Source organism: Motiliproteus coralliicola, assembly GCF_003345655.1.
GTDB lineage: Bacteria > Pseudomonadota > Gammaproteobacteria > Pseudomonadales > Balneatricaceae > Motiliproteus > Motiliproteus coralliicola.
On record NZ_QQOH01000006.1, the window covers coordinates 145,674 to 160,939 of the forward strand.

The window sequence follows — 15,266 nt, forward strand, 5'->3', positions numbered from 1 at the left end:
CGTGCTGAACAAGCTATTCGGTCGCAATCGACTGGCCCGCGCCATCGCCGATAACGACCTACCGCTGCTGCTGAAAGCGATCCGCGCCGGTGAGCCACTGGATCAGCCGTTCATTCTGAACGAGCAGGAGACAACGGCGCTGCAACACTGCTTGAGCCTGTCGCGCACCGAACTGCTCGCCAAACTACTCGAGGCGGGTATTTCCCTGCCCGACAATAATTTAGAGCAAGCCGCACTACTGACCCAGGCGATCGAATCAGGTCCTGCCGCGCTTGAATTAAGTACGCTACTGCTGCAAAGCGGAATCGACCCGAACGCCGCGGATGGCCAGGTACTGTTCGACCTATTGGAGCTGCAGGACAGCAATCGACTCAACCTGCTGCTGAACCGGTTTCTGCAGTATGGTGCTGAGTTCAATCGCCACCAACGCAATGGCCAAAGCCTGCTGACCCAACTGCTGCAGCAGTCGCGGCCGCTAGCCGAACTACAGCTGCTTAGCGGCATGCTGATCCAGGCCGGCGCGCAATTGCCGGAACAGCTTGACCGGCTCGACTGCAGCGACGACATTAAAGCTTTTGCCCGCCGCCAAGCCGAAGACGTTGCCATTCGACAGCGACTCTCCGGCTCACCGCTGGGCTAACCCCCCTAACAACCCTGAAAGTGACCGCAAGGAGCCATCTATGTCCACGACCCAACCCGGCATTCTGGACCCGCTTCCCAGCCAGGCACGCTACCTGACGTTTGACCTGCTACCCGATACTGATCCCGCCTCCCTGAAACAATGTCTACAGAACCTGACACCCGACCAGAGCCTGGTCGTCGGCCTAGGCACCTCATTGATCAACTCACTGGAAGGCTATATCAGCGGCCTGAAGCCCTTCCCCAGCCTGTCCAACCAAGGCATCGACATCCCCTCAACCAACCGCGCCCTCTGGCTCTGGCTGCGCGGTGAAGATCGCGGCGAACTGCTGCATCAGCAACGCCGACTGTGCCAACAACTGGCAGACTGTTTTGAACTGACTCAAGCGGTCGACAGTTTTCTCCACGCCGACGGTCACGACCTGACCGGCTACGAAGATGGCACCGAAAACCCCGAGGGCGAAGAGGCGGTCCAGGCCGCATTCAGCCGTCAGACGAGCCTGGAAGGTTCCAGCTTCGTCGCCGTGCAGCAGTGGGTCCACGACTTCAACCGCTTCGACGCCATGAGCACCGAGCAGCAGGATGACTGCATCGGTCGTCGCCGCAGTGATAACGTCGAATTCGAAGGTTCACCCGCGTCGGCTCACGTCAAGCGCACCGCCCAGGAGAGCTTTACCCCCGAGGCCTTCGTCCTGCGTCGCTCCATGCCTTGGAGCAGCGATCAGGGTGCCGGGTTGATGTTTGTCGCCTTCGGCCACTCGCTGGCGCCTTTCGAAGCCCAACTGATTCGGATGATGGGCTTGGAAGATGGCATTACCGACGCACTGTTCAAGTTCACCCGCCCCGTTACCGGCAGCTACTACTGGTGCCCGGCATTGGAGGACGGCAAGCTGGATCTGAGCCCGCTGGAAAACTGATAGCGTCCCGACGCAGAGAACAAGGAGACAACATGTATATCGCCATGAACCGGTTCCGGATCAAGCCCGGCTGCGAAGAGGATTTCGAGCAGATCTGGCGCCAGCGCGAGACGTTTCTGGATGAGGTCGACGGTTTTGTCAGTTTCAACCTGCTGCGCGGGCCGACCAACGACGAGCAAACCCTCTACGCCAGCCATTCGGTCTGGCGTGACCGTCAAGCATTCGAGGATTGGACCCGCTCCGAGGCGTTCCGAAAGGCCCACACCCAGGCAGGCGCCTCGCGCAAGGACGTTTTCCTCGGCCCGCCCCAACTGGAATGCTTCGAGGCGATACTTTGAGCGATCAACACACCGATAGTCTCGCAGAGCTGACTCCGGGCCATCCGCTTGTCGACGGCCCGGCCGATGCCGAAATTCATCTGCTGCTGGCCCATGGCGCAGGTGCCGGTATGGAACACGAATTCATGCAGGCCATCGCCGAAGGCTTGGCGGCAAAGGGCATTCGGGTAATCCGGTTTGAGTTTCCCTACATGCATCGGCGTCGGCTCGATGGTCAGAAGCGCCCGCCGGACCGGATGCCAAAGTTGCTCGACAGCTACCAGAGCCGGTTTGAACAGCAGTTGGCGCAGTTGCCCGTCGGCAGCCGGCTGTTTGTCGGCGGCAAATCGATGGGCGGCCGAGTGGCGTCAATGCTGCCTGTGCAGCTAGTTGAGCAACAACCGGATTGCGCAACGCTGCCCGCCGGGGTGATCTGCCTCGGCTTTCCGTTCCATCCTCCCGGCAAGCCGGAAAAGTACCGGGGTGAGCATCTGTTGCAGATTCCCTGCCCGACCCTGATCATCCAGGGTGAACGCGATACCTTCGGGACGAAGCAGGAGCTTGAAGCCTATGATCTGGGCGATCGCGTCGAGGTTAGTCTACTCCATGACGGCGACCACAGCTTCAAGCCGCGCAAGGCCTCGGGCACGACACTGGAGCATAACCTCGAGCAAGCGATCAAGGCGATGGTGACTTTTCTCCGCCATCACTCGCAGGAAAACCATCCATAAAAAAATTGACTCGATTGATAAATCTATGTCTATACTGAGCCAACGACGAATTACAGAGGCGACCCGAATAAAATGCGTTTGATCCTGGCTCTACTGATCCCCTGGTTGCAGTTTTTCACCATCGGTAGACCTTTTGCAGGCATCATCTGCCTGCTGTTACAGATCACCCTGATCGGCTGGATTCCTGCCGCTATCTGGTCTGTCTACGCATTGAGTCAGTACAACACCGACAAGAAGATCGCCGATATAGTTTCCGACCGCTGAGGCCCTTTGGAGCCGCCAGTGATCAGAAAGGGAGAACGGAGCCCTCGCTCAGCTGAGGACTCCGTTCTTTTTTATGGGCGGTAAAAAACCTTCCCCCAGCCCTAAACTCGCACCACCCTCCGACCTATCAGCATCGAAGCTGAAGCAGCACTTGGCCTAAACGTCCGCAGACAACCTAATTGCATGGAGATGGTGTCAGATCGATAGTTCGTTGGCAGAGTGCCGGCAAACTGTCCGCTATAACTATAACTGTCCACCAGAACTGGCCGCCCAGCATTGAACGACGGCGCCATAGGCGAACGGAACGAATCTCAGGGTGAAACTTGATCAGAAAGGAGAAATCGCCGATACCTGCACGGCGGATAGGATCGAGTACAGTGTGGGGTCACCGGATCGAACGTCTCGATCGACCCGGCACCAGAACGGGTTAGTCCTGGCCTTCTAGGAAGCTGGGATCCAACTTGAGATCGGCGTTGGAGTTCACCCCCACACCGCGTGATTTGATATCTTCGGCGATCGACTTGGCTTCGTTGAGCGAGTGCATCTGGTAAGTGCCGCACTGGTACTCGTTCAGTTCTGGAATCTGGTTCTGCTGCTCCACCTGCAGCACATCATCCATCGCCGCCAGCCAGGCCGCTGCAACCTTGCTCTCGTCCGGGGTACCAATCAGGCTCATATAAAAACCGGTACGGCAGCCCATCGGCGAAATATCGATAATTTCAACCTGATCCCCATTGAGGTGGTCGCGCATAAAGCCGGCGAACAGATGCTCCAGTGTATGAATCCCCTTCTCGCTCAGAATCTCCTCATTGGGACGACAGAAACGCAGGTCGAATACGGTAATGGTATCGCCACCCGGGGTGGTCATCGTCTTAGCCACCCGTACCGCCGGTGCATTCATACGGGTGTGATCGACGGTAAAGCTATCCAGCAACGGCATCGTATTTCCTCGACTAGTTGTCCAACTGCGTTACGAGTTGGACTTAGATTAGTTAGATTCCATCCCCAGGCGGGGGATATCAATTTTCGGGCAGCGATCCATCACCACTTCAAGCCCATAGTCCTTTGCATGGCGGGCCGCCTGGGCATGAATCACACCCAGCTGCAGCCACAGCACCTTAGCACGGATCCGGATCGCAGCTTCGGCAATTTCGGGCACCGCGTCGGAGCGCCTGAATACATCGACCATATCGATGCTCAGCGTGTCGGGAATATCATCCAGTTTCGCGTAAACCCGCTCCCCCAACAACTGCTCACCGCGGCATCCAGGATTGACCGGAATCACCCGATAGCCCTGGTGCTGCAGGTAGGCCATGACACGATGGCTGGCACGGTGGGGTTTAGGACTGGCCCCGACCATGGCGATCGTCTTCACCGTGGTCAGAATATCTCGCAGATAGGAATCATCGTAGTGCTGCGCCATGGCCGCCTCCTTGGATGTGATTATTCCGACTTGCCGCAAACCGGGCAGTCCGGATCCTTACCCAAGTTTAAACTACGCCACTCCAAATATTTGGCATCGAGCAGCAACAAACGCCCCACCAGTGAGCGACCGAAACCGGTGATCACTTTCAGGGTTTCCAGCGCCTGGGTGGTCCCGATCATCCCGACCAAGGGTGCAATCACCCCACTGTCGGCACAGGTCAGCGCTGCATCGTCACCGCCATCCGGGAACAGACAGCGATAACAGGGACTGTCCGGATTGCGGCTGTCGAATACATTGACCTGCCCCTCCAGCCGAATCGCCGCACCGGAAACCAACGGCGTCTGCTGCCGCACACAGGCTTCATTGATCGCAAAACGGGTCACGAAATTATCGCAACAATCGACCACCACATCGGCGGCAGCCACCTGGTCCAGTAGTTCCTGCTCTTCAAGGCGCTGATTCAGCGTGGTCACCCGAACATCCGGGTTGATCTGCAGAATTTGATCGCGAGCCGATTCGACCTTGGGGCGGCCGATATCATCCTGCCCATGGGCAATCTGACGTTGCAGATTGCTCAGATCCACCTCGTCGAAGTCGCTAAGTACCAGCTCGCCGACGCCCGCGGCAGCCAGGTAGAGCGCGACCGGCGATCCAAGACCACCGAGACCAATCACCAACACCCGCGCCGCCAACAGTTTTTCCTGACCGTCGACATCGACCTCAGGCAGCATAATCTGCCGACTGTAACGCAACAGCTGCGAATCATTCATCATGGTTATGCATCTCCTGTATTCGGCTCTCCCGTTGGTGGAAACTGCCCGACGGTGGCCCGCTCGTGTCCAGCCAGATCTCGGTGAGTCTCCACCTGCTGATAACCGGCCCGCCGCAATATCTCGCGCACCGGCTCACCCTGTTCGAAACCGTGCTCGAACATCAACCAGCCACCGGGTTTGAGGCGATCGAGCGCCTGCTCGGTGATGGTCAGGATATCGGCCAAGCCCTGCTGCGCCGCCACCAGTGCACTACTGGGCTCAAAGCGGACGTCCCCCTGACTCAGGTGCGGATCTTCGGCATCAATATAGGGCGGATTACTGATAATCAGATCGAAACTTCCGCAAAGCGGTTCACACCAGCTGCCCTGAAGAACCTCGACATTATTAAGTTTCAATCGCTGCCGATTACGTTCAGCCAGCACCGCCGCCTGCGGATTGAACTCGACCGCGCTGATCTGCCAGCGCGGCTGTTCGGAAGCCAGCGCCAGCGCAATCGCACCGGTTCCGGTCCCCAGATCCGCGACTCGAACTTTGTGCTGGTCAAGCTGCTCTCCCATCGCCAGGGCTAACTCAACCAGCAGCTCGGTCTCAGGCCGAGGGATCAGGGTTGAGCTATTCACCTCCAGCGTCAGGGTCCAGAAATCACCCTGACCCAGAATATGGGCAATCGGCTCGCCGTCGAGCCGGCGCTGCAGCAACTGTTCAAATTGCTGCTGCTGTTCGAAACTGAGCGATCGTTCCGGCCAGGTATAGAGATAGCTGCGCGGCTTATCCAGCACAGAGCAGAGCAACAGCTGCAGATCGAGCTCCGGGCTATCAGAAACGGCTTTCAATTCGCCGGCTCGCGCCAGCAGTTCGGCCAATGTGGAAACGTTGGACACTCTGATGATCCGAGATCAATCGCCCATGGCCGCCAACAGCTCGGCCTGGTGTTCCTGGATCAGCGGATTGATGACCGCGTTCACATCACCTTCCATCACCTCGGCCAGCTTGTAGAGAGTCAGGTTGATACGATGATCGGTAACCCGACCCTGAGGATAGTTGTAGGTACGGATGCGTTCGGAGCGATCGCCGCTGCCCACCAGGCTCTTGCGGGTATCGGCCTGGGCCGCAGCCTGCTGCTCCTGAATGCCGGCCAGAATCCGAGCGCTGAGCAGCGACATCGCCTTGGCACGGTTCTTATGCTGCGAGCGCTCTTCCTGACACTCGACCACGATACCGGTCGGAATATGGGTGATTCGGATCGCCGAATCGGTCTTGTTGACGTGCTGACCACCGGCACCCGAGGCACGGAAGGTATCGACCCGCAGGTCGGCCTTGTTGATCTCCACCTCTTCGGTGGTCTCCGCCTCCGGCATGATCGCGACGGTGCAGGCCGAGGTATGAATCCGGCCCTGGGATTCGGTTTCCGGAACCCGCTGTACCCGATGGGCGCCGGATTCGAACTTGAGCCGCGAGTAGACATCTTTACCCACGACCCGGGTGATAATCTCTTTGTAGCCGCCGTGCTCACCGGCATTTTCACTGATCACTTCGATCCGCCAGCCCTGCTGCTCGGCGTACTTGGAATACATCCGGAACAGGTCACCGGCAAAGATCGCCGCCTCGTCGCCACCGGTACCGGCACGGATCTCGAGGAAGGTGTTGTAACCGTCATTGGGGTCTTTCGGCAGCAGCAACCGCTGCAGCTCGTCCTCCAGCCCGGTCAGACGCTGCTGACCGTCGGCAATCTCCTCTTCGGCCATCTCCTTCATCTCAGGATCGGCCAGCATATCCTCGGCCTCGGCCAGGTCCTGCTGTACCTGTTGGTACTCGCTGAAGCTCTGCACCACCGGTTCCAGCTCGGCGTATTCCTTCGACAGGTCACGGAAACGGTTCTGATCGCTGATTACTTCGGCATCGCCAAGCAGGGCGGCCAGTTCTTCGTAGCGGTCTTTGAGGGTATCGAGCTTGGTCAGGATTGAGGCTTTCATGGCGATCTTCGAAGAGTGAGGGAAAGAGGCGGTAGCCTACTATAGCAGCCACCGCTCAAAGGTATCAGACCGGCGTCTAATCGTTGTCGACGGCCAGCTCGAACAGTTCGTGGGTCAGTTCCAGCATCTCCACCCGGCCCTGAGCCATGGCGTTTTTCATCTGCACGCTGGGGGAGTGGATCAGTTTGTTGGTCAGACCCCGGGCCAGCTGCTGCATCACCTGGGCTGCATCCTTGCCGTTCTCTAGCTGCTTGAGTGCCTTTTCCAGCTCCAGATCACGAACCGACTCGGCCTTGGAACGTAGCGCTCGCAACGTATCGGTGGCCCCCAGGGAACGCAGCTGATGCATGAACTCACGGGCGCCCTGTTCCACCAGCGCTTCAGCTTCCTTGGCGGCGCTCTCGCGGGACTTAACGTTCTCCTCGATCACCTCGCGCAGGTCATCGACGGTGTAGAGATAAACATCCGACAGGTCACTGACCTGGGGTTCGATATCCCGCGGCACGGCAATATCGACCATAAACATCGGCTTGTGTTTACGCGCCTTCAACGCGCGCTCAACCGCCCCCTTACCCAGGATCGGCAGCGGACTGGCAGTGGAGGAGATCACGATATCGGCATTGACCAACTCGTCCGGGATATCTGACAACAGCACCGCCTTGGCCTGAAACTGCTCAGCCAACGCCTGGGCGCGCTCGAGGGTACGGTTGGCAACCACGATCTGCTTGATTCCGGCCCGGCTCAGGTGTTGAGCCACCAGATCGATCGTTTCACCGGCACCGATCAACAGCGCATTACTTTTACTCAGGTCGGTAAATATATGCTGCGACAAACTGACCGCCGCATAGGCGACCGAAACCGGGTTCTCACCGATGGCGGTCTGAGTACGAACTTTCTTGGCGATGGAGAAGGTGTGCTGGAACAGGCGGCCCAACTCAGCATGCAACGACTTGGCCGAACTGGCCACCGCGTAGCTGGATTTCAGCTGGCCCAGAATCTGGGGCTCACCCAACACCAGCGAGTCCAGCCCGCTAGCGACTCGCATCATATGGCGCGCAGCATCCTCATCCCAGTAGGTATAGCTACAGGATTCCAGCTCCTCAAAACTGAGACCGTGAAAACCGCCCATCCACTCCAACAACGCCCGGCTGCCCTCGAGTGGGGCCGAACAGTAGAGCTCGGTACGGTTGCAGGTCGACAGGATGGCGACCTCCTTGAGTCCAGCTTGGTCACAGGCACTAGAAAGGGCCTGTTCCATCTGCTCAGGAGCGAAAGCCACCTTTTCACGCACCGAAACCGAAGCGGTTTTATGGTTGATACCTAACGCAAGTAACGCCATTTGAGCGAGTTAAACTCCAACTCCCAACAAAACAGGGGCGGACAATAATACACGCTGATGATCTAGGGATTAAGTCATTCCGCGTAATTTGACCACTAATTGATATCCGCCGCAGGAATTTAACATTCACCGCAGCAATAACGCCCGATCCGTTGTCTACATCCGAAAGAAAGCCGAATCTGTTCAGACTTCGAACGCTGACCGCGCCAATCTCTTTTCAGCGACAGCAACGGACCAGAGACGATAGGCCGTCTATTCTGAGTGTATAGTGCGGTTAGCACATTGATAAAAGTCAGGAATGCTCAATACCTGACAACATAACCCGAACACCCTTATAGTTACTACGAGCGACAGACTCGCCCAATTAGCAAAGGCATCCGCAGCCCCTATGAACGCCGTTTTTAGACAGTACCTCCGCCCCCTCGGATTGAGCTCAGCACTGATTCTGCTCAGCGCCTGCAGTATGCAGCCCAGCCAGCCTGACATTCAGGCTAGGGCCGAACAGGAATCGCCGAGTCAGACCGAGCCACAAGCCAGCGGCAGTTTCAAAGGCGCGACCCTGTACGCCCTGCTGGTCGCCGAGCTGGCCGCCAACCGCGGCCTGCCCCAGGTCACCATGCATAATTACCTGCGCGAAGCTGAGCGGACCCAGGATATCAACATTGCCCGTCGCGCCACCCTGCTGGCCCAGCACTACCGCGATGCCGGCAGCCTGCTGACGGCGGCCCAGCTGTGGCACAAACTGGAGCCGGATAACCCACGACCGGCAGGGCTGGCCGCGGCCGAGCTGATCCGACGAGGCCAGCTGGAGCAGGCCAAACCCCTGCTGGCCAGCGCCCTGAAAAGCAATTCACTGGCCACCGTCGACGCCCTGGCCGAGCGCAGCCAGCGCATGGGCTCGAAAGAGCGTGACGCCTATCTGGAGCTGATCGATCAGCTACTGCAGCAACAGCCCGAGCAACCCCACCTGCTGTATGCCAAAGCGAGCCTGCTACGCCACAACCCTCACGGCGCTGGTGGCGGCGATGAAACGCAAGCCCTGGCGCTGGCGCAGCAAGCCTTGAGCCTGGATCCGTCATTCGACCGAGCGATTCTGCTTGAAGCGGATCTGCAAGCCCGCAGCGGCCACCTGGATACCGCGCTGGGCCACCTGCGCGAAGAGCTGAACAAGCGCGACCATAAGCAGATCCGCACTCTCTACACTCGCCTGCTGCTGCAGAAGGGACAGACCGAAACGGCGGTTCAGCAGGGCGATCTGCTACTGGAAAACCATCCCAACGACCATAACCTCAAGTTCTATCTTGGGGCCCTGATGCTCGAGTATGACCTGATCGATTCGAGCAAAGAGTACTTCACCGCCCTGAGCCAGGCGGTAGGGCCCAACTCGACCCTACATTATTACCTGGGACGCATCGCCCACGAGCAGGGCGATAAAGCCCTGGCGCTGGATCACTTCGGCAAGATCGGTAAATCCAACTATCTGGTCGCGGGGATGGCCGAAGCCGCCAAAATGCTCGACAGTCCCGACGATGCTCCGACCCTGATCAAGCTGCTGGACAATGCCCGCACCCTGGCGCCGGATCGAAGCGCCACACTGTTCGCCCTCGAAGCCCAGTGGCTGACCGAGCGCGATCTGCAGCGCCGGGCACTGGAGACCTACGGCCGCGGCCTGGAGCAACATCCCGATGACACCCAACTGCTCTATAACCGCGCCATGCTCAGCGAGCAGACCGATGATCTGGAGCAGATGGAAACCGACCTGCGTCGCCTGCTGGAACTCGAGCCCGACAACGCCACGGCCTTGAATGCGCTGGGTTACAGCCTCACCGATCGCACCGATCGTCATGACGAGGCATTGGTGCTGATTCGCCAGGCCCTGAAACTCAAACCCGATGATCCGGCGATCCTCGACAGCATGGGTTGGGCCCACTACAACCTCGGCGACTACCGCCTAGCGCTGGAGTATCTGTTGCGCGCCTACCAGAGCTTCCCCGATCCGGAGATCGCCAGCCATCTGGGTCAGGTCTACTGGAAGCTGGGGCAGCCGGAACAAGCCCGTCAGGTCTGGAACGAAGCCCTTCAACGGGACCCCGGCAGCGAGCTGATCCTTGATGCCATGCGCCAGGCCGAACAGCAATGAACGCCATCCGGTTAACCACGCTGGCGCTGCTGGTGTTGCTGGCCGGTTGCGGCATCCAACCACAGCAACCCGTGATCGAAACCGGCCCGCTGCTGAGCTGGCAGGAACGCAGCCAACAATTGCTGCCGCTCAGTCGCTGGACCGTGCTGGGTAAGGTCAGCATCCGAAATGGTGATCGCCGAGATTCGGCCAGTCTGAACTGGTCCCAGAATCTGGATCATTACCGGATCTTTATGGCCGGCCCACTGGGGCAGGGAGCCGTCAATATCGAGGGGTCTGAACGCCTGGGAATCACTCTGGAGGTCAGCGGCGAAGGTCGCTACCACGCAGATTCTCCCGAACAGCTGTTGCAACAACGCCTGGGCTGGAGCGTCCCGGTCAGCCAGATGCCCTATTGGATCCGCGGTTTGCCAGCCCCGGAGCAGGCCCATATAAAGGTACTGGACAACTACAACCGACTCGAACGACTGCACCAGGGGGGTTGGGACATCCGCTACCTGGGCTATCAACAGCAATCACCGCAGAATGCCGCCAACCCGAGCCAAACTCGAGCCCTGCTGCCACGCAAAATCGAGCTTCGCCGCGGCAACGAACTGCGCCTGCTGATGGTACTCAAGCAGTGGCAACTGGAGCCGACATTGAGCGCCGATAACGGCTGACTGTTCGGTACCGCAGGCACTGCCCGCCAAGCTCTCCAGCACGCTCAAAAAACCACCACGTTTTGAATTGACACGGCCGAGCCCATCTAGGAGAATACGCCGTCTTTAAAAACGGCCCTGGCCAAATTTTGTCCAGACCGAATATGTTGGGGTATCGCCAAGCGGTAAGGCAACGGGTTTTGATCCCGTCATGCGCAGGTTCGAATCCTGCTACCCCAGCCATCTTATTTAAACGGTACTCCCACAGCCCCCATCTTCTGCCCAAAGGTGTCCATCGTGTCAAAACTCATGGTCTTTACCGGAAACGCCAATCCGGAGCTGGCTGACAAGGTCGTCAAGAAGCTATGTATTTCACTGGGAAATGTCACTGTCGGACAGTTCAGTGATGGTGAAATCGCTGTGGAGCTGAACGAAAACGTTCGTGGCAAGGATGTCTTTATCATCCAGTCCACCAACGCACCGACCAACGACAACCTGATGGAACTGATCCTGATGGCCGACGCCCTGCGCCGCGCCTCAGCAACCCGCGTTACCGCGGTGGTTCCCTACTTCGGTTACGCCCGTCAGGATCGCCGCCCCCGTTCAGCCCGAGTGCCGATCAGCGCCAAGGTTATTGCCAGCATGATGGCCAACGTCGGTATCGACCGCGTACTGACCGTCGACCTGCACGCCGACCAGATTCAGGGCTTCTTCGATATTCCGGTGGATAACGTCTACGGTTCCCCGGTACTACTGAGCGCCATCGAAGCCCAGAACTACGACAACCCGATCGTGGTTTCACCGGACGTTGGCGGTGTAGTTCGCGCCCGCGCCGTGGCCAAGCAGCTCGACACCGACCTGGCGATCATCGACAAGCGTCGCGAGAAGGCCAACGAGTCTCAGGTTATGCACATCATCGGTGACGTCACCGGTCGTACCTGTGTCCTGGTCGACGACATGTGTGACACCGCCGGCACCCTGTGCAAGGCCGCCGACGCCCTGAAAGAACATGGCGCCGCCAAGGTTGTGGCCTACGCCACCCACCCGGTCCTGTCCGGCAAGGCGATCAAAAACGTCAACAACTCCAGTCTTGATGAGCTGGTTGTGACCGACACCATCCCGCTCAGCGAGGAAGCCAAGGCTTGTGATCGCATCCGTCAGCTGACCCTGTCAGATCTGCTGGCCGAATCGATCCGCCGGGTCTGCAATGAAGAATCCATCAGCGCGATGTTCCTGCAGTAAGCAGACATCACGCTAAGCCAACCGCCTGGCCGCGTTAAGGCACAGGCGATAAGCCACGCTGTGAACCTCTGGTCGCAAGAGCTCACAGCCTTAACTGAAAGGAAGACAAAATGTCTGAATTTACTCTGAACGCCCAAGCCCGTAACGACCTGGGGAAAGGTGCGAGCCGCCGCCTGCGTCGTGAAGCTGGCCTGATTCCTGCCGTTATCTACGGCGGCAAGGAAGAGCCGCAGTCCATCACTCTGGAGCACAAGGCGATTATCAAAGCCGCCGAGTCCGAGTCCTTCTTCTCCAGCCTGCTGACCCTGAGTGTCGACGGTGCCGAGCAGAAAGTTATCCTGAAGGACCTGCAGCGTCACCCGGCCAAGCAGCTGGTACTGCACGCTGACTTCCAGCGCGCCGTTAACGGCGAAACCTTCACCATCACTGTGCCGCTGCACTTCATCAACGAAGACAAGTGTTCCGCGATCAAGCTGGGTGGTAAGGCATCTCACATCGTTAACCAGGTTGAAATCGCCTGTACCCCGGAAACTCTGCCTGAGTTCCTGAGCGTTGACATGCAGAACGTTGAAGTGGGTCAGATCGTTCACCTGTCCGACGTTCAGCTGCCGGAAGGCGTTGAGATCCCGTCCCTGAAACTGGGTGCGGACCACAACCAGCCGGTTGCCACCATCGCTCGTAAGCGCGGCAGCTAAGCCTCGCTTCACCCGCTAACGAAACGGCCTCTGTATTATGACCGAGCAGGTCAAATTGATCGTCGGACTGGGCAACCCCGGTACCAAGTATGATCAGACCCGCCATAATGCAGGGGCCGAGTTGGTTGAGCAGCTGGCCGATCAGCTGCACAGCCCGCTGAGCCCCGAGAAACGCTTTCACGGTCGCTACAGCAAAGCCCGCCTTGACGGTCACGAACTCCACCTCCTCGTCCCCACTACCTTTATGAACCTGAGCGGTCAGGCCGTACAGGCACTCGCCAGTTACTACAAAATCCCGGTTGAGTCCGTACTGGTGGTTCATGACGAGCTGGATATCCCCCCCGGTTGCGCCAAGCTGAAAAAAGGCGGCGGCCACGGCGGCCACAACGGTCTGCGGGATATCATCCAGAAGTTCGGCGGCAGTAACGCCTTTCTGCGATTGCGGGTCGGCATCGGCCACCCCGGCAATGCCAAGCTAGTTCATAGTTTTGTGCTGGGCCGCGCCCCGAGCAGTGAGCGCAACCTGACCCAAGCCGCCACCGACGAAGCGCTGGCCTGCCTGCCGGTACTGCTGCGTGACGGCCTGACCAAGGCGATGACCCGGCTACATAGCTTCAAACCCTGAACAGTTTCAAACCCTGAGTATCGCTCAGAGTACATTTTCAATGGCCTGCTATAGCAAGCAGGAATAACCACAGGATCAGATCATGGGATTTAATTGCGGAATCGTCGGCCTGCCCAATGTCGGCAAATCGACCCTCTTCAATGCGTTGACCAAAGCCGGTATCGGTGCCGAAAACTTCCCGTTCTGTACCATCGAACCCAACGCCGGCGTGGTGGCGATGCCGGACCCGCGGCTCGACAAACTAGCCGCAATCGTCAACCCGCAGAAGGTGATCGCCACCACGATGGAGTTTGTCGATATCGCTGGTCTGGTCGAAGGCGCCTCTAAGGGCGAAGGTCTGGGTAACAAGTTCCTGGCCAACATCCGCGAGACCGATGCCATCGCCCACGTGGTGCGCTGCTTTGAAGATGAAAACGTTATCCACGTTGCCAACCAGATCGATCCGTTGGCCGATATCGACATTATCAACACCGAACTGGCGCTGGCCGACCTGGAGTCGGTCGAAAAGCAACTGGACAAGGTTCAACGCGTTGCCAAGAGCGGCAACAAAGACGCCCTGAAAACCAAGGCCATCTTGGAGAAGCTCAAAGGACCCCTTGAGCGCGGCGAGCCGGTCCGCTCGGTCGAACTGAGCGACGATGAGCGCAAAGAGATCAAATCACTGAACCTGCTGACCATCAAGCCGACCATGTATATCGCCAATGTCGACGAAGATGGCTTCGAAGCCAACCCGCACCTGGATCAGGTCCGTGAGCTAGCCGAAAAAGAAGGCGCCGAAGTAGTCGCCATCTGCAACAAGCTCGAAGCGGAGATCGCCGAGCTGGATGACGAAGAGCGCAACGAATTCCTGGCCGACCTGGGCATGGATGAGCCCGGGTTGGATCGGGTTATCCGCGCCGGCTACGGTCTGCTCAACCTCCACACTTACTTCACCGCCGGGGTTCAGGAAGTCCGTGCCTGGACCGTCCGCAAGGATGCCACCGCGCCGCAGGCTGCTGGAGTGATCCACACCGACTTCGAGAAAGGCTTTATCCGCGCCGAGGTCACCGGCTACGATGACTTTATCGAGCACAACGGTGAACAGGGCGCCAAAGAGGCTGGCAAATGGCGCTTGGAAGGCAAGGACTACATCGTTAACGACGGCGATGTTATCCACTTCCGCTTCAACGTTTGATCAAGGTTTAATCAAGCCCTAAAAAGTTTAAAAACTTTTCAAAAGAGGTGTTGACACACCCCCGGCTTCAGGGAATAATTCGCGCCTCATTCGGCGGCTATGTAGCTCAGTTGGTTAGAGCACATCACTCATAATGATGGGGTCACTAGTTCGAATCTAGTCATAGCCACCACTTCTTCCGGTTCTCTTAACCGAAAGAGATTGAAGACAACTCGCTAACTTCTAGCAACCGTCTTCACCATTGCTGGGGTATCGCCAAGCGGTAAGGCAACGGGTTTTGATCCCGTCATGCGCAGGTTCGAATCCTGCTACCCCAGCCATCTTCATTCCTCACACCCAAGCATTAATAGTAATGAAGCTATAGCCTTCGAAC

The 15,266-nt window shown here is 58.2% G+C and carries 17 protein-coding genes and 3 tRNA genes; 14 read left to right on the forward strand and 6 right to left on the reverse strand.

The genetic code is table 11. The features are described 5' to 3' along the window. Nucleotide 1: 1 nt before the first annotated feature. From DV711_RS18615 to DV711_RS18635, 5 genes are all read left to right on the forward strand, one after another. Nucleotides 2-640 (forward strand): hypothetical protein, encoded by a 639-nt coding sequence (locus DV711_RS18615; RefSeq protein WP_114697247.1) that lies wholly within the window; start codon nt 2-4, stop codon nt 638-640. Between the two features lie 40 nt (nt 641-680). Then, complete coding sequence (locus DV711_RS18620; RefSeq protein ID WP_114697248.1) at nt 681-1,556, forward strand: Dyp-type peroxidase; 876 nt, start codon at nt 681-683, stop codon at nt 1,554-1,556. A 32-nt stretch (nt 1,557-1,588) separates the two neighbouring features. Beyond that, nucleotides 1,589-1,894 carry a heme-degrading protein HmuQ gene (gene hmuQ, locus DV711_RS18625; RefSeq protein ID WP_114697249.1) on the forward strand — a complete coding sequence of 102 codons (306 nt, stop codon included), beginning with the start codon at nt 1,589-1,591 and terminating at the stop codon, nt 1,892-1,894. Continuing rightward, nucleotides 1,891-2,604, forward strand: a complete 714-nt coding sequence (locus tag DV711_RS18630; RefSeq protein ID WP_243633887.1) for an alpha/beta family hydrolase — start codon at nt 1,891-1,893, stop codon at nt 2,602-2,604. The genes hmuQ and DV711_RS18630 overlap by 4 nt, the downstream gene beginning before the upstream one ends. 72 nt (nt 2,605-2,676) lie before the next feature. After that, nucleotides 2,677-2,868: a YqaE/Pmp3 family membrane protein gene (locus tag DV711_RS18635; protein WP_114697250.1), complete on the forward strand. Its 192-nt coding sequence runs from the start codon at nt 2,677-2,679 to the stop codon at nt 2,866-2,868. A 427-nt stretch (nt 2,869-3,295) separates the two neighbouring features. Here DV711_RS18635 and luxS read toward each other — a convergent pair whose 3' ends face one another. The 6 genes from luxS to hemA form a co-directional block, all read right to left on the reverse strand. Continuing rightward, nucleotides 3,296-3,808 carry an S-ribosylhomocysteine lyase gene (gene luxS, locus DV711_RS18640; RefSeq protein WP_114697251.1) on the reverse strand — a complete coding sequence of 171 codons (513 nt, stop codon included), beginning with the start codon at nt 3,806-3,808 and terminating at the stop codon, nt 3,296-3,298. A gap of 48 nt (nt 3,809-3,856) precedes the next feature. Further along, on the reverse strand, nt 3,857-4,291 hold the full coding sequence (locus DV711_RS18645; protein WP_114697252.1) for a CoA-binding protein: 435 nt from the start codon (nt 4,289-4,291) through the stop codon (nt 3,857-3,859). A gap of 20 nt (nt 4,292-4,311) precedes the next feature. Beyond that, nucleotides 4,312-5,067, reverse strand: coding sequence for a HesA/MoeB/ThiF family protein (locus tag DV711_RS18650; RefSeq protein WP_207802692.1), 756 nt, complete (start codon nt 5,065-5,067; stop codon nt 4,312-4,314). A gap of 2 nt (nt 5,068-5,069) precedes the next feature. After that, on the reverse strand, nt 5,070-5,948 hold the full coding sequence (gene prmC / locus DV711_RS18655) for a peptide chain release factor N(5)-glutamine methyltransferase (protein ID WP_207802693.1): 879 nt from the start codon (nt 5,946-5,948) through the stop codon (nt 5,070-5,072). A gap of 15 nt (nt 5,949-5,963) precedes the next feature. After that, the gene (gene prfA, locus DV711_RS18660; protein ID WP_114697254.1) at nt 5,964-7,040 is read right to left on the reverse strand and encodes a peptide chain release factor 1; all 1,077 of its coding nucleotides are present in this window, start codon (nt 7,038-7,040) and stop codon (nt 5,964-5,966) included. A gap of 76 nt (nt 7,041-7,116) precedes the next feature. Continuing rightward, nucleotides 7,117-8,379, reverse strand: coding sequence for a glutamyl-tRNA reductase (gene hemA, locus DV711_RS18665; protein ID WP_114697255.1), 1,263 nt, complete (start codon nt 8,377-8,379; stop codon nt 7,117-7,119). Nucleotides 8,380-8,767: 388 nt separating this feature from the next. Here hemA and DV711_RS18670 point away from each other — a divergent pair, with 388 nt between their 5' ends. The 9 genes from DV711_RS18670 to DV711_RS18710 all read left to right on the forward strand — a co-directional run bounded on the left by DV711_RS18670 (nt 8,768) and on the right by DV711_RS18710 (nt 15,213). Beyond that, complete coding sequence (locus DV711_RS18670; RefSeq protein WP_114697256.1) at nt 8,768-10,519, forward strand: tetratricopeptide repeat protein; 1,752 nt, start codon at nt 8,768-8,770, stop codon at nt 10,517-10,519. Then, entirely contained in the window at nt 10,516-11,178 is a 663-nt protein-coding gene (gene lolB / locus DV711_RS18675; protein ID WP_114697257.1) for a lipoprotein insertase outer membrane protein LolB, read from the forward strand. The genes DV711_RS18670 and lolB overlap by 4 nt, the downstream gene beginning before the upstream one ends. A gap of 147 nt (nt 11,179-11,325) precedes the next feature. Next, nucleotides 11,326-11,400, forward strand: a tRNA-Gln gene (locus DV711_RS18680). A gap of 54 nt (nt 11,401-11,454) precedes the next feature. Next, a complete protein-coding gene (locus DV711_RS18685; protein WP_114697258.1) occupies nt 11,455-12,399 on the forward strand; it encodes a ribose-phosphate pyrophosphokinase in 945 nt (314 codons plus the stop codon). Between the two features lie 110 nt (nt 12,400-12,509). Further along, a complete protein-coding gene (locus DV711_RS18690; RefSeq protein ID WP_114697259.1) occupies nt 12,510-13,094 on the forward strand; it encodes a 50S ribosomal protein L25/general stress protein Ctc in 585 nt (194 codons plus the stop codon). Between the two features lie 37 nt (nt 13,095-13,131). Next, a complete protein-coding gene (pth, locus tag DV711_RS18695) occupies nt 13,132-13,719 on the forward strand; it encodes an aminoacyl-tRNA hydrolase (protein ID WP_114697260.1) in 588 nt (195 codons plus the stop codon). Between the two features lie 82 nt (nt 13,720-13,801). Next, nucleotides 13,802-14,893, forward strand: coding sequence for a redox-regulated ATPase YchF (gene ychF, locus DV711_RS18700; RefSeq protein WP_114697261.1), 1,092 nt, complete (start codon nt 13,802-13,804; stop codon nt 14,891-14,893). A 95-nt stretch (nt 14,894-14,988) separates the two neighbouring features. Beyond that, nucleotides 14,989-15,065 (forward strand) — tRNA-Met (locus tag DV711_RS18705). Between the two features lie 73 nt (nt 15,066-15,138). Continuing rightward, nucleotides 15,139-15,213 (forward strand) — tRNA-Gln (locus DV711_RS18710). The last annotated feature ends 53 nt before the right edge of the window (nt 15,214-15,266 follow it).